Annotated in this window: 16 protein-coding genes and 1 pseudogene; 3 read left to right on the top strand and 14 right to left on the bottom strand. The window is 42.1% G+C overall.

Going from position 1 to position 21,506, the window contains the following annotated elements; all coding sequences use genetic code 11:
- Positions 1–265: 265 nt before the first annotated feature.
- The 7 genes from megL to BCU57_RS03390 form a co-directional block, all read right to left on the bottom strand.
- Positions 266–1,435, bottom strand: coding sequence for a methionine gamma-lyase (megL, locus tag BCU57_RS03420; RefSeq protein ID WP_102437665.1), 1,170 nt, complete (start codon positions 1,433–1,435; stop codon positions 266–268).
- A gap of 400 nt (positions 1,436–1,835) precedes the next feature.
- Positions 1,836–2,885, bottom strand: coding sequence for a 2-alkyl-3-oxoalkanoate reductase (gene oleD, locus BCU57_RS03415; RefSeq protein WP_102437667.1), 1,050 nt, complete (start codon positions 2,883–2,885; stop codon positions 1,836–1,838).
- Between the two features lie 66 nt (positions 2,886–2,951).
- Positions 2,952–4,667 (bottom strand): olefin beta-lactone synthetase, encoded by a 1,716-nt coding sequence (gene oleC / locus BCU57_RS03410; RefSeq protein WP_102437669.1) that lies wholly within the window; start codon positions 4,665–4,667, stop codon positions 2,952–2,954.
- Between the two features lie 69 nt (positions 4,668–4,736).
- Positions 4,737–5,621 carry an alpha/beta fold hydrolase gene (locus BCU57_RS03405; RefSeq protein ID WP_102437671.1) on the bottom strand — a complete coding sequence of 295 codons (885 nt, stop codon included), beginning with the start codon at positions 5,619–5,621 and terminating at the stop codon, positions 4,737–4,739.
- A gap of 48 nt (positions 5,622–5,669) precedes the next feature.
- Complete coding sequence (locus BCU57_RS03400; RefSeq protein WP_076539890.1) at positions 5,670–6,719, bottom strand: 3-oxoacyl-ACP synthase III; 1,050 nt, start codon at positions 6,717–6,719, stop codon at positions 5,670–5,672.
- A 253-nt stretch (positions 6,720–6,972) separates the two neighbouring features.
- Positions 6,973–8,301, bottom strand: coding sequence for a methyltransferase (locus BCU57_RS03395; RefSeq protein WP_413211393.1), 1,329 nt, complete (start codon positions 8,299–8,301; stop codon positions 6,973–6,975).
- A gap of 45 nt (positions 8,302–8,346) precedes the next feature.
- Complete coding sequence (locus BCU57_RS03390) at positions 8,347–9,639, bottom strand: chemotaxis protein (protein ID WP_347231995.1); 1,293 nt, start codon at positions 9,637–9,639, stop codon at positions 8,347–8,349.
- A gap of 229 nt (positions 9,640–9,868) precedes the next feature.
- Here BCU57_RS03390 and BCU57_RS03385 point away from each other — a divergent pair, with 229 nt between their 5' ends.
- A complete protein-coding gene (locus BCU57_RS03385) occupies positions 9,869–10,099 on the top strand; it encodes a DUF1289 domain-containing protein (RefSeq protein ID WP_102437673.1) in 231 nt (76 codons plus the stop codon).
- 86 nt (positions 10,100–10,185) lie between these two features.
- Here BCU57_RS03385 and BCU57_RS03380 read toward each other — a convergent pair whose 3' ends face one another.
- The 7 genes and pseudogenes from BCU57_RS03380 to BCU57_RS03350 all read right to left on the bottom strand — a co-directional run bounded on the left by BCU57_RS03380 (position 10,186) and on the right by BCU57_RS03350 (position 19,583).
- Positions 10,186–10,542: a YajD family HNH nuclease gene (locus BCU57_RS03380; protein ID WP_076539886.1), complete on the bottom strand. Its 357-nt coding sequence runs from the start codon at positions 10,540–10,542 to the stop codon at positions 10,186–10,188.
- A gap of 158 nt (positions 10,543–10,700) precedes the next feature.
- On the bottom strand, positions 10,701–12,671 hold the full coding sequence (locus BCU57_RS03375; protein ID WP_102437675.1) for a BCCT family transporter: 1,971 nt from the start codon (positions 12,669–12,671) through the stop codon (positions 10,701–10,703).
- 532 nt (positions 12,672–13,203) lie between these two features.
- Positions 13,204–13,767: pseudogene (locus tag BCU57_RS03370) on the bottom strand (DUF502 domain-containing protein); the annotation flags it as partial.
- A gap of 208 nt (positions 13,768–13,975) precedes the next feature.
- Complete coding sequence (phoU, locus tag BCU57_RS03365) at positions 13,976–14,686, bottom strand: phosphate signaling complex protein PhoU (RefSeq protein WP_102437679.1); 711 nt, start codon at positions 14,684–14,686, stop codon at positions 13,976–13,978.
- A 77-nt stretch (positions 14,687–14,763) separates the two neighbouring features.
- Positions 14,764–15,582 carry a phosphate ABC transporter ATP-binding protein PstB gene (gene pstB / locus BCU57_RS03360; RefSeq protein ID WP_102437681.1) on the bottom strand — a complete coding sequence of 273 codons (819 nt, stop codon included), beginning with the start codon at positions 15,580–15,582 and terminating at the stop codon, positions 14,764–14,766.
- Between the two features lie 28 nt (positions 15,583–15,610).
- Positions 15,611–17,269: a phosphate ABC transporter permease PstA gene (gene pstA / locus BCU57_RS03355; protein ID WP_102437683.1), complete on the bottom strand. Its 1,659-nt coding sequence runs from the start codon at positions 17,267–17,269 to the stop codon at positions 15,611–15,613.
- A 58-nt stretch (positions 17,270–17,327) separates the two neighbouring features.
- A complete protein-coding gene (locus tag BCU57_RS03350) occupies positions 17,328–19,583 on the bottom strand; it encodes an ABC transporter permease subunit (protein WP_102437685.1) in 2,256 nt (751 codons plus the stop codon).
- Between the two features lie 253 nt (positions 19,584–19,836).
- Between BCU57_RS03350 and BCU57_RS03345 the strand changes: the two genes are divergently transcribed.
- Both BCU57_RS03345 and BCU57_RS03340 read left to right on the top strand, forming a co-directional pair.
- The gene (locus BCU57_RS03345; protein WP_102437687.1) at positions 19,837–20,343 is read left to right on the top strand and encodes a glycine cleavage system protein R; all 507 of its coding nucleotides are present in this window, start codon (positions 19,837–19,839) and stop codon (positions 20,341–20,343) included.
- Between the two features lie 229 nt (positions 20,344–20,572).
- A complete protein-coding gene (locus tag BCU57_RS03340) occupies positions 20,573–21,391 on the top strand; it encodes a DUF2797 domain-containing protein (RefSeq protein ID WP_102437689.1) in 819 nt (272 codons plus the stop codon).
- Positions 21,392–21,506 lie beyond the last annotated feature (115 nt).

The raw sequence follows: 21,506 nt of genomic DNA, 5'->3' as shown, positions 1-21,506 counted from the left end.
AAATACCCTTCTTAATTTCAAAATATTCTTCATCACTTTTCAAGCTCAAGTGTATTGCGTCGATTTTTAGATCCTCAGTTCGGGCTCAACCCTAATAAATCTGCAAAGGTCGTCGGTTCAAATCCAGCTCCCGCAACCAATTTAAATCATTATAAATTATTAATACTCTTCTTAAACTTCCAAATATCCTCATTAAATTTCAAAAAACTTCTAATAATTTTACTTGCTAAAGCCGTATTTAAATCGCTTTCAAAAGTTTTATTACCTAAAGTGCTTGTTCAATATCGATAATCAAATCTTCTACGTTTTCTAACCCAACTGAAATCCGTAATAAATTATCGGTTATCCCCGCTTCTGCTCTCGCTTCGGGGGTGTAGGGTGAATGAGTCATTGATGCAGGATGCTGAATAAGTGACTCCGCATCGCCCAAACTCACGGCTATCGTGAACAGTTTTAATTTATTTACAAAGTTAATCGCATCTTGTTCGGACCCTATTAATTCAAAGGCGATTACCCCACCCGCTCGACGCATTTGTTTGCCGACATATTTAAAGCCTTGATGATTTTCAAGCCCGGGATAAAAAACACTGCTTACTTTTGTATGTTGATTAAGGTAAACAGCCAACTTTTCAGCATTGTCACAATGACGGCTTAACCTGACATCTAAGGTTTTTAATCCTCTTAAAATTAGCCATGCATCATGGGGCGAAATAACACCGCCAAAGTCTTTAAGAATTTGGTATTTTAATTGATGAATATGCGCTTCACTTCCACAAACAATGCCTGCAATGACATCCCCATGACCATTTAAGTATTTGGTTGCACTGTGGATCACCATATCAATACCCAAAGTCAGCGGCTGTTGCAATAAAGGCGTCATAAAGGTGTTATCAACAATACTTATCAAATTATTGCGCTTTGCAATAGCTGCTATTGCGGTTAAATCAAATACTTGTAAATGCGGATTGACAGGGCTCTCACAAAATACCAATTTAGTATTAGGCTGAATTGCCGCTTCAATTGCTAAGGGATCAGAAAAGTCTACAAATGTTGTATCCACGCCATACCGTTTTAGTTGGCTACTCAACAAAGCAAAAGTGCAACCATACACCGCATTTGATGAAATTAAATGATCGCCAGCCTCCAGATGAGTCATTAACGCCGCTGAAACAGCAGCCATGCCTGAGGCACATGCAGCGGCAGATTCTGCCCCTTCAAGTAAGGCCATTTTACGTTCTAACTCTGCGGTAGTAGGGTTACCAAGACGCGTATAAATGTAGCCTTGTTCGTCACCGGCAAACCTGGCTCCGCCCTGCTGGGCATTGTCAAACACGAAGGTGGCACTTTGATAAAGTGGCGTGACTAATGCGCCAAACGCTTCCTTTATATGACCACCATGAATCGCTACTGTGGCTGGTTTCCATTGATCTGGCATCTCGCTCTCCCAGGCCCACATATGAATTTAAATTATTTTACTATGTGTGTGGACAGGAATTTAAGATAGCGCGCTGAAAATTTTAACCAATAGTTTAGCGATTATTCATATTGAACACATTGTAAACACAATGTTACATCACAACCAAGAATGGCGCGCAAGATGTTGTTTTTACATATTTAAAGTTTTAGATTGTGACTGCGGTTATAAACAATGAGTCAACGAGGATTCTAGTGGTTATAGTGATTAGTGATTAGTGATTTGCACAGCGCTTTAATAATAATGACAGATAACATACAACTGATGTGATGAAACAAGATCACCAGCAACAACATGTATACTGGTAATCCCTTGCTGATAATTTAAATTTCAACTTAAATTAGCGATTTAAATTATCGGCTTAATTTAGTGATGCTTTTAAGCGCAACATACCTTCGTCAATACTGATCAGCGCTTCATAACCTAAATCGTTTTTAGCGGCGCTAATATCAAAATAATGACAGGTGGATAATTGTCTTGCGACAAACCTTGTCATAATCGGCTCTTGCTGTTTACCAAGTATTTTATAGATGGTTTCTAATACCACACCCGCGCTATACGCCACACCAGCAGGAACTCGTTTCGTCACTGGAGCAATATCAACACAGGCTAAAATGTTATTGAGCATGGCCGCCATAGTGATAGGTTCATCGTTACTTAAAAAATATGCCTTACCTGCACTCTTAGCTTGTTGCGTTAAGTCTACTGCCGCAAGAATATGCGCATAAGCGGCATTATCAACATAAATGGTATCAACCAGTTTATCTTGTTTACCCACCAACTTTAGCTTGCCGATTTTCGCCCGCGCTATCACTCTAGGCACCAAGTGTGGATCTTCAGGTCCCCAAATTAAATGCGGTCTTAATGCGGTGGTTTTCAACTGCGGCCCATTGGCTTCTAGCACCATTTTTTCGGCAATGGCTTTAGAGTGACCATAAAAGTTTAAAAAGCTAGCGGCATAAGGGGAAGATTCATCAATACCGGCTTCATCTTCACCCGCAAAGGTGACACTTGGAGTACTGGTGTAAACCACATGATTGATCTTTAATGCTTTACACGCACGCAGGATATTAGCGGTTCCATTAACGTTAGGGGCAAAATAGCTATCTCTATCGCCCCAAACACCCGCTTTTGACGCCACATGAAACACTAAATCACAATCTTGCATCGCCGCTGCTAGCGCATCTGAATCGCTAATATCACCTTGATACATGTTAACGCCCATCGCCGTTAATGCAGGATATTCACCACGAGCAAAACCATTAACTTCAATGCCTGCTGCTCGCAGACGAGTACAAATCGCTTTACCTAAAAAACCACCTGCCCCGGTGACAAATACTTTGTTAACCCGACTTTTAAGCGCAGCTAAGGCTGCCTGTTCTGGCTTTAATAACATTTCGAGTTCAAGCATGTATTTACCTAATTGAGAACGCTAATAAAAATTGATTGTTGGCAAACATTTCAGCAACGATTTGCACTATTCTTTCCACTGTTTTTGAGCCCAAACAGCTAATTTTTCTCTGAATATTTTCGCGTTGTGTCTGACATCCACAGGAAAATCTGGATGAATTAAAAAACGTGAAATACCCATTGTATGTGTATGTTTTTCAGCGATATCAACTAACTCTTGGTATAGCGCTTTACTGTTTGAGCAAGTCATGGCTTTATCAAGTTCGACACATAACAGTGGTTCAATATTGCCATTAATGACAATATTCACCAGTGCTGAACGTTTTACTTGTTTATGGGTGTTAAATACCCGCTCACAGGGAATTGAAAAATAACGTTTACTAAGGCTACCTTTTAGAGTTTGATCAACTCGATGGGCCTTGCGGCCACACATCCATAATTGCCCTAATTCATCCAAGTAACCGACATCACCCATGCGGTGTCGAATACCGTCAGCATCAGTAATTTTGGCCAGCTTAGTTGCACTATCGCGATGATAATACTCACGACTTACCATCGGCCCTTTTACGACGATTTCACCAATCTTTCCTACAGGTAAAATATCGGCTTCATCCCAATGGCTGATAACTGACTCAGTAATATCGATAATGCTAATCTCAACACCATCAATGGCTTTACCCACACAAATACCTTTACCAGCATCAGTTGCGGCGGTGGTATCAAACAGCTCGCTGCTTGGCATCATGCTAATCGGCAAAGACTCTGTCGCCCCATAAGAGTTGAGCACCTCAACTCCTGTTGCTAACATTTTGCTAAAACGCTTTATTGATGAGATGGTTGCTGGCGCCCCTGCTGAAATAACTCTTTGCACGCTTGGTAATGTAAATGCTTGGTTTTGGGCTGCGGTTTTAGTTTCAGCAGCGGCGCCTAAGCGCTCCAGCAATGCCGGATTAACAAACATATTAGTACATTGATATTTCTCAATCGCTGCGAATAAATACTCAGGATTAGCGGTTATGGGTTTACTGGCGTCCATCGCTGGCACAATAGATGCCATACCCAGTGCAGGGCCAAATAATGAAAATAATGGAAAAGTCGCTAAGTCGCGCTCACCGGGCTTAATGCCGTAATCATGTTTAAGGGCGCTAATTTGCGCTTCAAACATGCCATGGGAATACACCACACCTTTTGGGGTGCCTGTACTGCCACTGGTAAATAAAATTGCCGCCATTTGATCATCACACAGTGTGACCATGGGGTAAGCTTTGGCAAATGATCCACTAACCTGTGGCAAGGCGTCAATACTCACTGCGCCTGATAACCAACGCTGAATACTACTGCCGCCCACATTTAAGCAAAGCTTAACCGAAGATTTACCCCAACCTAATATTCTTCTGGCAATATGGGCTTTAGGGATACCAATAAACACATCGGGTTGTGACTCTTCAAAACATTGTTTTAAGTTTTTAACCCCCATACCGGGATCGACCAGAATAGGAATTACGCCCGCTTTAAATAACGCAAACGTTAGCACGAAAAAATCAATGCTTGGGGTCACCATCAACACAGCTTTCATGCCAGCTTGAAGGCCAAAGGCATTTAAACGATAGGCAATATAATCAGATTGTTGGTTTAGGGAGCCAAAATCGACGTCTTGATAAGTTAAAGCGTGAGAGGCTTGATTGGCAGATGTCGCTGTTTGCACCGCGACAGCTAATTGAGAAGGAAAGTTATTTGCCGCATCTTGTAAATGCCGACAGATGTTAGCCGTTTTTAATGTCATAAGCCTGATGTCATTGGTTTATAACTTGGGCGTGAATAATGAGTATTTCATCACGCCCAAGGTCGCTGTTTAGCTTTGCTGGTTGTTAGCCATAAAGTTCTGAATAAGCCCGATGACATCTTCGCTAGCATCTTCAAGAATATAATGACCACAGTCATCAAACTCTCTTACTTGCGCATGGGGCATATATTGACGCCACTTTGCTAAAAAGTGCTTATCAAATACAAAATCCTGTAGTCCCCAACAAATCAGTGTTGGCACTTCAGAGAATTTAGATAAACTATCAGCAATATTTGAAACTAACTCATAGTTACGATCTTCAGGCTTTAACGGAATATCCTGCACAAAACGTAAGGTTGAAATACGGTTTTTCCAGCTATTAAATGGCGCAACGTAGGCTTCGCGCACTGCTTTGGCCATTGGCTGACGTTTAACACCCACATAGGATGCAATGGATGAAAAGGCATTAAAGCCTCTGACCAAAAACGTCCCTAAAATAGTTTCGCGGCAAACCCATAATGCCCAAGGAAAAGGCTTAGATTCAGGTAAGTGAAATGCTGCTGTGTTTAAAAATACTAAGCGCTTAATGCGCTCAGGATAACGGGCAGCATAGCCCATACCAATCATTCCGCCCCAGTCATGAACCACTAAGGTGATGTTTTCTTTGACATCTAAATGATCTAACAGCGCTTCTAAATCATCAATACGATTTTCTAATGTGTAATCGTATTGTGGGTCATCAGGTTTATCCGATAAACCACAACCAATATGATCAGGCACAATACACTGATAATTGGTGCTTAATGCACTGACTAAGTTACGGTAGTAATAACTCCAGCTTGGATTTCCATGAACCATAACCACTGGCTCACCCTGGCCTTCATTAACATAATGCAGTTTGTTACCACTGCGGTCTAAATAATGGCTATCAAAAGGCAACAGATTTTCTAACATGATGCTTCCTACAATTTTATAATACTTATTCTATAACCAGCGAAATGATTACCACTTGATGCCTAGCATCATACAGTTCAACCCGCTGCCTATGCCTAGAAAGCTCACTTGATCGCCTAATTTTAAAAAGCCTTGGTCGTGGGCCATCGCCGCTGTTACTGGCAGCGAAACCGTGCCCATATTGCCCAAGGTTTCATAAGTTGGAAATTCTTTTTCATGAGGAATATTGAGAGCATTTAACACTTGTTTGCGGTTTGATGCGCCCACTTGATGACAAATCACTTTATCAACTTGATCCACTAACCACTCACGCTGAGTTAAGAAGTGTTCCCAAGTATGCTTAGCCAGATCAACCCCTTCTTTAAGTAAGGTGACGGCATCGGTACGCATAAACTCACGATATAACTTTTGACTGGTTTCTTGTAGGCCCCACTGACATAACTCGTGATGCTCAGGCGCCGATAAGTGGCTGGCACCTAATAGCTGATGATTACGAGTATTTTTAAGCGGTAAGCTACCGTCAGTTAAGATAACCGCAATCGCACCAGAGCCACCGGTTAAGGTCGCTAGCGATTGGGCAAAATTCTGCATTGTCGGCTCATTGAGCATATTGTCGATAGTGACTTCAACAATATCGCGCGCCGATTCACAAGATACCACCATACCGGCTTTAATTTGTCCAAGCTCAATACGGTTAGCGATATCTAAAATGCCAGAAAGCACACCTAAACAAGCGTTACTGATATCGTAAATCGCGGTATCTTTAGACACACCAAGCTCTGCAGCCACGCGGCACGCGGTTGCGGGCTCATGTTGGTCACGGCACACGCCTGTGTAAACAACTGCCCCTAAATCACTGACATTGATACCTGTTTCAGCAACCGCTTTACGGGCAGCACTGATAGCGCCGTCAGATAAACGATAACCTTTTGGCCACCAGCGACGTTCCTTAATACCGGTTAAAGCGGCTAATTGCCCCATTGGAATACGAAACTTTTGATAAAGCGGCGCAAGACGAGATTCTAGGTCTAGACTAGACACCACTTGGGGTGCTAACTCATAGGCCATACTATTAATAAAAACGCGGGAATATTTCATGAAACCGTATCAATCGCTCACTTTAAGGCCGCCTTAGGCAACCGAATTTATTGGTATTTGCTACTAACCCGCCATTTGAACAAGAAAAGCTTCAATATTCAATACAAAACCACAATTAGTAATATATAAATCTACCAAAGCCGCAGTTTATCGCTGGGGTATTAACTGTATCACTAAAGGGGTTAATCAAGAGGATTTAAAATAAAAACTATTAAACAGTACCTTAGAAAACTATTCGAACAGAATTATTTAATTAGGTTAATTTTTCAGCTTGAATTAACCAATTCCTTGGTGTGATTTCGTTTGCACAAAATTCAACCATGGTAACTTGATAACCCTGCTGTTGTAAAAAGCACATTCTATCCAGTAATAACCACTGCTCTAAAGCGTGCCTAAACAGGTGCGCGACTAGATCGATACGCTGAGTTAGCCTTTGCCTAGCTACCCCTTGAGCAAGATAGGCATCAAAGTCGGTTACAGCGCCGATATTGACTTGTTTTTGCGCCCCAGCCCAATAACAAAAATCACTAAATGATGCCGATAACTGGCTTCGTTTAACACTGGGGATCGGCAGATAGCGATCATTACCGCTAATATCTCGCTGCAAGCTATCAAAGCCTAAGCGCCAAGCAATTTCTTGATGTCGTAATGCTTGCTGCTTGTCATTGGCAATCACACTTTGCTGCAGCGGCAACTGTAAATCATGTCGCGATAGCTTAAGGCCACTGTTTTTTGCAGCATGGGATAGCGGCTGATAGTAATTAGCTTGAATAAGATGATAACAACAAGGTGAAAACGAGATTTGTTTGGTGTTTGCTTGAGCGGCTAACTCCAGCAGCCTAACATGTAAATCACCACAGGCATGTAACGCAATGGCATGTTGCTCTGAACTTAGCGGGTTGGCCCCTAATGTACTATTGGCTAAGTTAAACACATCAACACAATGAAACTGCTGCGGCAATTGCCACTTGTCTGCAAACTGCTGGCCTTGCTCACACAAGCTTTGTTGCCACTCTAAACTGCTAACCTTAACTTGATGGGTTTTAGCAATATAACGCCCTAAATGGCCTTTACCTGCACACCATTCAACAATCGGGTTTCCTTTAGGAATATGCGCTGAAAAAGCAGTAATTTGCTGCCACTTTCGGCCTTTGATATGGGCGCCGAAATGGCTAAGCTCAGTGTCAGACAGGCCTATTTCTACAGCGTGTGGTTCGAACGGTTTGGGTTCTGGTCTCGTTAACGATACATCACCATTTGTCGATGTGCTTAACATCGCGGCTAAGCCATCAATTTTCATCCCCAACTGCTGCATATCTTGCATCAATGACGGCAGTAACGCCGATACCAATGCCCCTTGAGCTACATCTAGTGCCTCTATGTCAGTATCAGCAATGGCCCAAACCTTTGCGGCTAAGCAAGGAAACTGCTCAGACCAAGGTAATTGCTGACAATCAAAGGCTTTCACTTGCCACAAACTATTTAGCTTTAGTAAGCACTCGCTAAGCTGGCCTAGCTTGGCGCTATTGTCGCTACAATTGTTAGCGTCTGTCGCGCAGTTCATGGCAATCTGTGTGCTCATTGGCATCCTATGGTTTATTGGTGTGATTGATGGTTTACACCATCATTAAGCACTCTCACTACCTGCGACTTTGATAGCTGATTTAGGGTTAGATTTGGGTTCAGACTTTCGAACCGCCATGCGTTTACCTAACCAAACCCCCATAGCTAGAGGCGCAAAAAATATCGCAATTAAGAATAAAATGAAATACACAATCACACTTTTAATTAACTCAATCACTTGGGCAAACACTAATTCAACGGTTTTTTGGGTTAGTGCATCTAAATCTTGAATAGCAGCGCTGCGTTCATCAGCAATCATTTGCGCTAACGCTTCTCGCTCGTGAACAATAATTAAGGCTAGTGATTCACGCTCTTTTGATAACTGCTGCAGTTTATCATCTGTGACATCACTCAGTTGATCTAATAATGGCGCCAGCTCCACTCGCATATCACCGGCAAGCATGGTCATCATTTCAGGGGTTTGCTGCATTAACTGCTGAAATTTTTTGGTGGTTTCACTGATATTTTTAAGGGCTAATTCTATATCAGCGGCGCTAACATCAGCATGAAGTGCATATAACTCGGCTTTCCAGCCAAGAATTTTTGGCATCTGCTCAGTGGTCATCGCCATACGATCAGACATATCACTCATCACCTCAGGCATTGAACCAAAAGTGGTAATGGCTTCAAACTCTGAAATATTGCTAAAAGCCAACCAAGCATTAAAGGCAGTAGTGCGGGTAAAGGTAATATCCTCAAGCGGATTTTCAGCCACATATTGGCTCACAAACGCTTGATTATTTTTGAACTTTTGGTTGCTAATAAAGCCTTTTACTGTCGAGACGAATTGATCCGCTAATTTTTCACTGCTATCTATCGCGAGCTGCTGTTGTTCACCGAATAACTCACTGCCAGCACCAGTTTCATAAAACTGCTTCATTTGCTCGGTCAACACCCAAGTATCGAGCATTGCCGCTACTGGAGAGGCTTGGAATATAGCCCGCTGCAGGCTTTGCTCAGCGTAAATTTTCCACATTAAGGTGTTAGCTCTAACGTTGTCATCATCGCTATTAGCTGCAATGCGGTCTGCGGTGGCTTCAATTTCAGCATAAAAGCTATAACTAAATTCACGGCTAAACATACGCATGTTTATCTGCTCTTTAGGTAAGGGTTCAACGCCACTTTCAAGCTTAACTTCTAGCAGTGAACAAGCCGTTAAACTTAAAGATAACAAGCCGATACTCATAAGGCTAAGCAGTTTTTTACAGGTGATAATAAGGGGGTGAAACTGAGCAAACCAGCAACGACTACTCAGGCTAGCAAGATTTTTTACAGCTAAATTAAACCATGATTTCATGGTACTCTCCACGCAATAGCGACACAATAAAGCAGCAAGTTGGCTATTTATTATAGCAAAAAACCAACGAAACACTGACAACAAAGCCATAGTTACAACCAATTAAACTTGCAAATAACTTAATTAATTCAATAAACTATAGCTAGTCGCAGCCTAGTTTTATTTATTTAATTTGTCCATATGGTTTAATCAATAAATGCCAAGACTTTAGAACGGTAAAGGATTAACAATGCACTCACCTTGCGTCGCCAAATGCGGCTTAAATGAAGCAGATTACTGCATGGGCTGTTTTCGCCACATCAATGAAATTGTTGGCTGGGGACAAGCCAGTGAAGAGAAAAAACAAGCGGTATGGCAACAACTGCCACAACGAAAAGAACGAATGAAAGGCGGTAATAATAGCCAGATAATCAGCCGTGAGAAGTGGTTAAAAGCCCAAGCGGAAATTGAACAGCCTTGAATTGTAAAGCTGAGCAATAAAGCTTTCAGCCAAGCACAAAAAAGCCCATAAATATGGGCTTTTCATCTGAGTATCAGTAAACAAAGCTACTTTTTCATCATTGCTTTTAAATCTGCAAATGGATTATAGGTAGCGGCTTCTTGCTTGGTTTCAGTGGTATTGCCATAACGGATCAACTCTTCAAATCGAGAATGTTCATTATCGTGGCAATACAAGCATAACAATTCCCAGTTCGAGCCATCTGACGGGTTGTTATCATGGTTATGATCAACATGGTGTACCGTCAGCTCAGATAAATTCTTATGAGTAAACTCACGTGTACAACGGCCACATATCCAAGGATAGAGTTTTAAGGCTTGTTCACGGTAGCCTTTTTCACGAGTGGCTTTGTAATCTCTGGCTTCTGCTAATACTTTATCTAATTTACTTTGAGTAGCTGACATCGACTTTCCAATTTACTTTCATTACAAAATTACCCCAAGGATAAGCGCTGTTATCGGTTGGGGCAATGTTTTCTATCACAATTGCACTGCTCGAGTAATACTAACATCACTTAAAACAAGCACCACTTAAAACAAGCACCGCTTAAAACAAGCAGCCGCTAGTAAGTCACTAACTCTGAATTAGACAAATGCTGGTAGTGTAAATAGCGTTCATATTGATTAACGATATCTGCAATAATTTGCTCTTGAGTATAACCCATCACATCGTAATGCTGACCGCCGTGCTCTAAGAACACTTCCACCCGATAATAGTCTTGCTCACTAGCAAAGCCTTCGACATCGGCACCATTCATGGTAAATGCTCGAATACGCAGCCCATAAGCAAACTGCAGGGTTTCGTTGTTACCGATCAATAAACGTACCCTTTCATCATCTTGGGTGATGACAGCAGGCATATTTTTAGCTAAAAATATTTGTCTGACTTGTTCAAGTCCCGGTTTGGCGATGTTATCTAAAAATCGCTGCGCATCTTCTTGACTGGGGTGAGAGACCAGTACATCAATACGATCTTCCCAGCTCATGTTGGCTTTAGCAAATTGCACACTGGTATTGTGTTGCTGCACACTTTCTAATTTCAAGCGATCATCTTGTAAGGCTTTATACAAGCCAAGGCACATCAATAGCATCACAATCATGATTGGCATTGCACTGGCAATCGCTGCTGTTTGTAACGCTTGTAAGCCACCAGCGAGTAATAATACGCTCGCGACAACACCTTGCAGTATCGCCCAAAAAACTCGCTGGCCTACTGGCGCTTGTTCATTACCGCCTGAGGTCAAGTTATCAATCACTAACGAGCCGGAATCTGATGAAGTAACAAAAAATGTTACCACTAAGAATATGGCAATGATGGACAATACTGATGAAAATGGTAGATGCTCAAAAAATCGAAACAAGGCCACCGATACATCATTAGAAACCGCATCCGATAGATAACTCGCCCCATGGTTTCTAATCATATCAATGGCGCTATTACCAAATACTGTCATCCATAGGAAAGTGATGCCAGTTGGGAAAAATAACACCCCGACTAAGAATTCTCGAATAGTGCGCCCACGACTGACACGAGCAATAAAAGTACCTACAAATGGCGACCATGAGATCCACCAGCCCCAATACAATAATGTCCAGCCACCAAGCCAATCATCTTTTTGCTCGTAGGCGTATAAGTTAAAGGTTTTACCCACAATATCACTTAAATAACCACCGGTATTTTGAACAAATGCTTGCAGTAACAGCACTGTTGGTCCAAGAACTAAAACTGCCACAAGCAATAGCAGTGCTAACGCAAGGTTAAGCTCACTTAAACGTTTAACGCCTCTATCTAAGCCTGCAAAAACAGAAACCGTTGCTATCGCGGTAATCGCCATAATGATAATAATTTGCACAGTGATGTTATTTGGCAAACCATCAATTAAATAACTTAAGCCTGAATTGACCTGTAGCACCCCAAAGCCCAATGAGGTTGCTACGCCAAACATGGTGCCGATCACCGCAAACGTATCAACCGCGTGCCCTATAGGGCCATAGATACGCTCGCCAATGAGTGGATATAAGGCAGAACGTGGCAGTAAAGGCAGTTTATGACGATATGAGAAATACGCTAAGCTTAAAGCCACTACGGCATAGATTGACCAAATATGGATGCCATAATGGTAAAAAGTAATCTTCATGGCATCTTTTGCAGCCTCCAGTGACTCAGGCGTTGCATCAGGTGGGGCTAAATAATGCATCACTGGCTCTGCCACGCCAAAGAACATTAATCCAATACCCATCCCTGCAGAAAACAGCATAGATACCCAGCTTTTAAAGCTGTAGTCAGGCACGGAATGATCTGGGCCTAGTTTGATGTCACCAAAACGGCTCATCATGACAAAAATAATAAAGATGAGAAAAATAGCCACCCCAACAATATACAACCAGCCCGCTTTAACTTCTAACCAACTTTGAATGGCTTTAAAAAATTGGCTAGCTTCATTTGGCCAAACGGCACAAATAAATACCATGACAAAAATAAGCAATACTGAAGGGAAGAAAACCGGAGGGTTAACACTCGCTTTCTTAAACATGATTGAGACCTGTAAATAGGATAATGAACACAGCTACATAGGTAACAATTGCGCTGACAATTGCATAAGTATAGGCTGGTTCTATTGGATTGCGTTTAACGTAATCATTGAGGGGTAAATTTGTACTCGCGCGCATTGGGATTAAAAAGCACTATTTCTTAGTTGCTGAAGTGCTATTATCTGACGCCAAAGTTTCATTAGCTGACGCTTCATCGCTAGTTGCATTGCCGCTAGCATTTGCGTTTATATCACTATTGGCATTAGCGTTTATATCACTATTGGCATTAGCGTTTGTATTAGTATTGGCATTAGCGTTTATATCACTATTGGCATTAGCGTTTATATCACTATTGGCATTAGCGTTTGTATCACTATTGGCATTAGCGTTTATATCACTATTGGCATTAGCGTTTATATCACTATTGGCATTAGCGTTTATATCACTATTGGCATTAGCGTTTATATCACTATTGGCATTAGCGTTTATATCACTATTGGCATTAGCGTTTGTATTAGTATTGGCATTAGCAATCGAGATCCCCGCAGTTAAGTTAAAGCGCATGGCATCTTCAAATGACCAATCGACTTCAATTAAATCTTCACGCTTGACTAAACTCGTCACCCCAGCCATTTGGTAGCTAAGCTGAAACAATACTGGCACCCAATCACCTTCAGGTAGGGCTTCAGTAAGCGGTTTAGGCGCCTGTTGATTCATGATAAAGCCAACCACATAACCGCCATTGGCTTGCTTGATCAATACGGTTTTTTGATTCTTTGGCTTACCGTCTCGTTTCATTAAGTTCGCAATATCACGAATACTGCCATAGACAGATTTAAACAGCGGGAACTTCATTAATTGACGCTCAAGCCAAGCGTATAACCAAGCAAATGGGCTAAATGAAAATAACAGCCCTGAAATAAACACTAACACTGCCACCAAAATAAACCCGGCGCCGACAAAGCTGTTTTCTAAATTAACAATATCTAGCAGTAAATGGCCTAAACCATCTAAAGAAATAAATAATGACCAGAATAACCACAGACTCAGTGCCATTGGCAGTAAGTTAGTTAAACCACGAGAAAGGGTGTTTTTCATTGAGCCTACAAAACGAACGAGGAATTACAGAAATTTTAACACAGTTTGCTAATGCTCCAGCCTATTTAGCCCCCTTGTAGAGCAAAGGCTAATTAACTTTTGTGAGTTGGCTCACAGCATTAGCACTACCAGCATAAAAGTGACAGCAATAAAAAAGTCCCATTAACCATAATGAGACTGTTATTTTTTGCTTGCAGGCAAACATAGCTTACATATTTAGATCTTTTTCCATCTCTTCATAGGAAGTATGGCGAACATCTTTACCTTTAACGAAATAGATAATGTACTCACAAATGTTTTTACAGCGGTCCCCCACACGCTCAACCGCCCGCGCAGCCCAAAGTACATCTAACACACCAGGAATTGAGCGAGGATCTTCCATCATATAGGTCATTAACTGACGAATAATCCCTTCATATTCTTTGTCTAGTTTGGCATCTTCTTTGTGTAACTCTAAGGCATTATCAGCATCCATACGTGCAAGCGCGTCCAGTGTCGAATGCAAGGTACGGGTTGCATGGCGACCCATGTTTTCAATACTCACCAATAATGGCTGTTGATTGTTTAAACGTTTATCTAATGCTGCTTTTGCGATACGTACACAAGCATCACCAATACGCTCTAAATCAGTAATAGTTTTAGTTATGGTGATAATTAAACGTAAGTCACTTGCCGCTGGTTGGCGCTTAGCAATAATGCGGGTGCATTCTTCATCAATTGACACTTCCATGCCATTTACGCGGTGATCGCCATTAATCACTTTTTGGGCAAGCTCGGCATCTAAGCTACCAAGAGCATCAAGGGCTTGTTCAAGTTGGCGCTCAACTAAACCGCCCATGGCCAAAACACGGTTACGAATATCTTCTAATTCAGCATTAAACTGTCCAGAAATATGCTTATTTAAACTTTTGTTTTCCATTACTTTATTACCTTAATTATCTCTGACTTTCTCACCAATGACTTGCCATAAGCGCCAGCTTACTCACTTCGTTATTATTAACCGTAACGACCTGTGATGTAATCTTCGGTTTTACGCTTTTGCGGCGTGGTGAAAATGGTATTGGTATCCGCATATTCAATCAACTCGCCCATGTACATAAAGGCGGTTTGATCAGAAACCCGCGCCGCTTGTTGCATGTTATGGGTCACTATCACTACTGTGTATTTCGATTTAAGCTCAGTGATCAGCTCTTCGATGGTTAAGGTTGAAATAGGATCCAGTGCTGATGTGGGCTCATCAAGCAATAACACTTCAGGCTCAATAGCAATAGCGCGAGCAATAACCAAACGTTGTTGCTGACCACCCGATAGGCCAAAAGCATTATCGTGTAAGCGATCTTTCACTTCATCCCAAATCGCAGCGCCACGTAATGACATTTCAGCAGCTTCGTCTAGTTCGCGGCGATTACTCACCCCTTGTAGGCGTAAGCCATAAACCACATTCTCATAAATTGATTTAGGAAATGGGTTTGGGCGCTGGAAAACCATACCGACATTTCGACGCAACTGAGCGACATCAACATTTTTGTCATAAATATTTTGCCCGTTCAGTAAGATTTCACCACTGATTTTACAGGTTTCAACCAAGTCATTCATGCGGTTAATACAACGCAGTAAGGTTGATTTACCACAACCACTTGGGCCAATAAAGGCGGTGACTTGTTTTTTAGGAATTTTCATTCCAACGTTATATAACGCCTGCTTATCACCATAACGTAAATCAAGGTTACGAATTTCTAGGGCAGTATCCTGTGCGGGTAAGTTTGCTAAATCAATAATGTTAGATTTAGTTGCGCGTTGATCAATTGAAATCATTTTTGTATTTTCCTCAGGATATCGCTAATTAATGTTCTAGCGAACGGAATTTTTCACGTAAGTGATTACGTACACTAATTGCTGTTAAGTTAAGTGTCACAATCACAGATACTAATAAGAATGAAGTCGCGTAAACCAATGGTCTCGCCGCTTCAACGTTAGGGCTTTGAAAGCCAACGTCATAAATATGGAACCCAAGATGCATAAACTTACGTTCTAAATGCACAAACGGGAAGTTCATATCAATCGGTAATGTCGGCGCCAGTTTTACCACGCCCACTAACATCAGTGGTGCTACCTCACCTGCTGCTCGGGCGACCGCAAGAATAAGTCCGGTCATAATCGCAGGGCTTGCCATTGGAATAACAATGCGCCATAAGGTTTCAAATTTGGTTGCCCCTAAGGCTAAGCTGCCTTGACGCACGGCACTTGGAATACGGCTTAAGCCCTCTTCCGTAGATACAATCACCACAGGTAAAGTTAAGATAGCCAAGGTTAAGGCTGACCAAATCACCCCTGGAGAACCAAACGTTGGCGCAGGCAATGCTTCAGGGTAAAACAGCTGATCTAACGAACCACCAAGCATATACACAAAGAAGCCCAAACCAAATACACCATAAACGATTGATGGCACACCGGCTAAGTTAATCACCGCAATACGGATCATCTTAGTAATTGGCCCTTTTTTGGCGTACTCATGTAAATAAATTGCCGCGATTACGCCAAATGGGGTCACGATAACCGCCATGAGCATCACCATAAATACCGTACCAAAAATAGCAGGAAACACGCCGCCTTCGGTGTTAGCTTCACGTGGGTCTTGGCTAATAAAACGCCCCATGCCCACAAACCAATGACCGAGTTTATCGACGATGTTCATGTGATTGACATAGCTAACATCAAGCACGCTATCAAGTTTTAAGGTGACCTCTTCACCACGCATATCACGCACAACCACTGAATCTCGCGCCGCTTTGTCGCGCAGGGCAAATAAGTCTTTTTCCATGACTAAGTAGTCTTGGTTTAACTGCTCTGCTTGGGCGTCCATCTCAGCTTTAATCGCTGGAGTGAGTTTGCCATCCAGTTCATATTTACGCTCTTTTAGGCGCAAACGCTCTAAGGCATAGTTCACTGAACCAATTTCAGACTTTTGCAGTGCCAGCGCCTCATCAGCAATATCAACTGCACGCTTGATATGTGCTACTAACGAAGTTTCAATGGCCTCGCCGGTAATATTTAAGCGCTTACCGTCTTCAATGACCGCAATTGGATAACCGTAAAAGTTACCATTTTTAGCCCTTTCGAGCATGGCCACATCAGCTGGCTTTTCACGGCTGACGATATCGGTGCCGAGGATCCAGCGAAAATCTAAGCCAACGAATTCACGGTTACCGGTTTTAACTAAGTAACGAGTCACAAACTCGCCAGGATGTTCATCAAACTGATGACCCGCTGCAATTAAACGTTCAGTGGGCACTTCTTCACGGTCGTAGATTTCACCAATTAGGGTTGTTTTAACGCCATTATTGTCTTCTAGCTGCCACTGATAAATATCGGCAGGCCAGAAGTAACTTAAGCCGCGCCACGCAATCAATAACAACAAACCCAGTACTGCAATCAAACAAATGCTCACCGCACCGCCAGTCATCCAAATCCATGGAGAACCTGATTTAAACCACTTACCCATTGCACAAACCTCTCAAGGCGATTGGCGAAATATTAAAAACTCTGTTCATCTTCATTCCTTAAAGTGAGCTATAACGTTCACGTAGACGTTGGCGTACCACTTCAGCAATGGTGTTAAAGACAAAGGTGAATACAAACAACACAAATGCCGCAAGGAATAGCACACGGTAATGGGAACTACCAATGGCAGACTCTGGCATCTCGACGGCGATATTTGCCGCTAGAGTACGCATCCCTTCAAACACACTCCACTCAAGGATTGCGGTGTTACCTGTTGCCATTAATACAATCATGGTCTCCCCCACTGCGCGGCCTAAACCCATCATGATGGCAGAGAAAATACCTGGGCTTGCCGTAAGCAGCACCACGCGGGTTAAGGTCTGCCAGTTAGTCGCGCCCAGTGCCAGTGAACCATTTGATAAATGACGTGGCACTGAGAAAATCGCATCTTCAGCAATGGAGAAAATTGTTGGAATAACCGCAAAACCCATCGCAATACCCACAACAAAGGCGTTGCGTTGATCGAATGTAATGCCTAAATCATTGGTAATGAACTGACGGGTATTACCATCAAAGAAGGCGATTTCGATTACAGGGCTAATCTCAAATGAGAACCACCCCACAAACAAAATCACTGGAATTAACATGATCTCTTGATAGGTTTCAGGTAGGCGTTGCTTCCATTTCGCTGGCAATTTACTCCAGGTAAATGCACTGACTAAAATACTGGTGGGCAGTAATGTGAGTAACACTAAAATGCCCGGTAAGTGATCTTCAATCAATGGCGCTAACCAAAGGCCAGCTAAGAAGCCTAAAATTACTGTCGGCAGTGCTTCCATGATTTCAATGGTCGGCTTAACCACGCCGCGCACTTTTGGCGACATAAAGTAGGCGGTATAAATCGCCCCTGCAATGGCCAGTGGCACGGCAAATAACATTGCATAAAATGCCGCTTTCATGGTGCCAAAAGCTAACGGCATTAAGCTTAATTTTGCTTCAAAATCATCTGAGCCCGAGGTTGACTGCCATACATATTGTGGCTCTGGGTAACCTTCGTACCAGACCTTTTCCCACAAAGCACTCCAAGACACTTCAGGGTGAGCATTATCAACCGCGAAAATGTTGAGCTTATTATTAGCTTCAACCACTAAGGCGTTTGAACGAGGGCTAAATGCCATCGCGCCCGGGTTGGCGATATCAAATGTTTCAGTGAATAAGTTGCGCTGACTGGTGGTATAAAGCAGTGATAGCTCACCTTCAGGGCTGACTACCGCAAAACTTTTACGGTAAAACTCTGTCGTCATGGCTCCGACTTTAGCGTCATTGTCAAAGTGTCTTATTTTTTGATACAAACGACCACTGCGACCACTGACTTGGAAATACTGGTCAATTAAGCCATTATCATAACTGACTAAAATTGAACTAGCACCTGCTAGCAGCATCACTTTCGACACCACTGACTTACCATTTTTCACATCGATAACTTGCAACAAGCTAGGTTCGTCACTATTGCGAATATCATAAATAAACAGTTTATTCGATGTTGGCAGGATCAATTGACGATGATCCGGTGTCATTAAGGCCGTAAAGGCATTATTGGGTGCATCTTTGATATAGGTTAAATCTGAATACCATTCGATTTCTTCAGTCATCATGTTTTCTTCGCCTTCAAGGCGACTTAGCTTCCACGAGCCATTGTCATCTTGATAAGCAAAACCAACACGATTATCGATATAATCAAAAACCAGATTGTTAAGGGCTTGGCCTTCATCCACCATAATCGGTGTTTCACCCAGTGGATAACGTAATCTTGGGATAATGGTGCGCTTGTTATCTGGGTAAGTTACTCCAAAATCCACCCCGACGATTAATGCTTCACCAGTGCTTAAGCCTAAGGCAAAACGTTGCTCGTTAGGTTTAGCTTTAGCGCTACTAACAACCGTTGCGCCCTTAGGAAGCTTAGGTTTGAAGCTGGTGATTAACTGACGCCCTGCAACTGAATAAAAATCAACTTGGCCATCGACTAATACCCGATAAGCAATTTCATTTTGCTCATCACTGCCGACCATTAAGGTCGCGACCTCAGTTTGTTGATAGCTGATGGTTGAAATAGGCTCAACATCGGCGCCATCAAATATAGGTTTAATCACATACAATAAATAAAAGAAAATCAGCAACAAAGCGACAAATACCATGGTGCCACCCACAGTGACACCCACTTCAGCTGCCTTATCCATAAACGCTCTACGGCTGGTTTGTCTGTTTACTAACAAACTCTTCGCCGCAGAACCAGGCTGACTTACCTGACTTTCCATTAAGAACCTCTATAATTAATCGTTAACGATATTTCGCTATGATTGTTTGATTCGCTGTGTTACTAACTAAACGGTGCTTTTTACTTAAGCGAACTGTTTTTTCTTTAAGCAAATTGCCAGTTTTAAAACAGCTATTTAGCTTGTGTTTATGGCAGACTATAAATGCCATATTTTATTGAGCTGAATTATATGACGTCTTTATGACAGTAGTGTTACAGCAGATTTATTTGTTAAAATTTTGGGAGTTTATTTTATGCTTCATTACCTGATAACCCTTCAAGCACCTGATAGAAAAGGATTAGTTGAACAAATCGCCAATGTAATAAGTCGTCATAACGGTAACTGGCTGGACTCAGAAATGCGTCATATTGATGGCATTTTTGCGGCAATATTACAGTTAGAAGTATCAGCCCTTAAATGGGACGCATTATTAGATGCTTTAGAGTGCATTGACGGCCTAACCTGCAGCTTTAATAAAACCAGCCAAACCCCTGTACCAATAAAACGTCTCAGCTTCAATTTAGTCGCTTATGACCGTGAAGGCTTAGTGCTGGAAATCTCAAATAAGATCAATGCCCTTGGGATCAACATCGAGCAATTTAGTAGCAAACAAGAAACTGCTGGCCACACAGGCATCGCCTTGTTCAGGGCTACAATGGGCTTGGGGTTATCAGATCCATGCCAAGAAGAGCAACTTACTGACTCTTTGTATGAGTTAGGTGATGATGTGGTATTAGATAAGCTCAGTAAAAGTGCTTAATAGTCAATATTTTTCAAGGCACTTGAACAGCATATTCAGAAGTATTGAAAGCTTGAGATGCAAAATAATCAGTCATGGCCAAGTCCATGACTTTTTATCCCCTACTTGAGCGTATTTAAGGAGTATTTCTCCCTAAAGCCAATCTAAAAAAGCGGTTAATCTAACGGGCATTCATCTGGTAGACTGCATGACATAATCAACAATAACACCACAATATAAGAGAATACCGATGTTAGGCACCTTATCAAAAATGCGCACTCACCTTAATGAACAAGATGAAGTGCAGTACGAACTGCCGGTTGGCGATAATAGCGTTGCGCTAAACCCATTAATTGGTAAAACCCTAACCCTTAGCCATACAGGCAATATTTTCTGTTGTAATTGCGGTAAAAAAACCAAGAAGAGCTACTCTCAGGGCCACTGCTATGTGTGCATGCAAAAGCTGGCAAGCTGTGATTTATGCATCATGAAACCTGAAACCTGCCATTTTGATCAAGGTACTTGCCGTGAGCCAGAATGGGCGCAAACTCATTGTTTTGTGCCTCACTTTGTTTACCTATCAAATACTTCAGGCATCAAAGTCGGCATTACCCGTTACACCCAAATCCCCACGCGTTGGATTGACCAAGGTGCCACCCAAGGGCTACCTATTTTCAAGGTCTCAACTCGCCAATTGTCAGGTTTAGTGGAAGTTGAGTTTGCTAAACTCATCAATGATAAAACTAATTGGCAAGCCATGTTAAAGGGCAATGCTGATGATGTTGATTTAGTAGAAATGGCTCAGCAATTAATGCCTGAAGTAGAGCAGAGACTCGTTGAACTGCAGCAAGAAAACCCTGATTTTGTTATCGAAAGGCTCGATAATTCGATACAAAGCATTCATTTCCCTATCACTGAATTTCCTAAAAAAGTTAAGTCGCATAACTTTGATAAAACACCTGAGGTCACCGGGGTTTTACAAGGTATCAAAGGCCAGTACTTAATCTTTGACACTGGGGTGATTAACATCAGAAAGTTTTCATCTTACGAAGTAGAAATCGCGCAATAGCCAGTCACCTTGCGTTAATTCTTCATATAAATGTGATTGTTTAGATTAATACTAACAGCTTGCTTTAACAAAAAAGCCGCCGACATCACTGTCGGCGGTTTTTAGTTTTTGGACG

The sequence above is a fragment of the Shewanella sp. 10N.286.48.B5 genome (genome assembly GCF_002874355.2).
GTDB lineage: Bacteria > Pseudomonadota > Gammaproteobacteria > Enterobacterales > Shewanellaceae > Shewanella.
The sequence above is the reverse complement of the archived record's forward strand: the minus strand, read 5'-3'. Positions and strand labels throughout refer to the sequence as shown.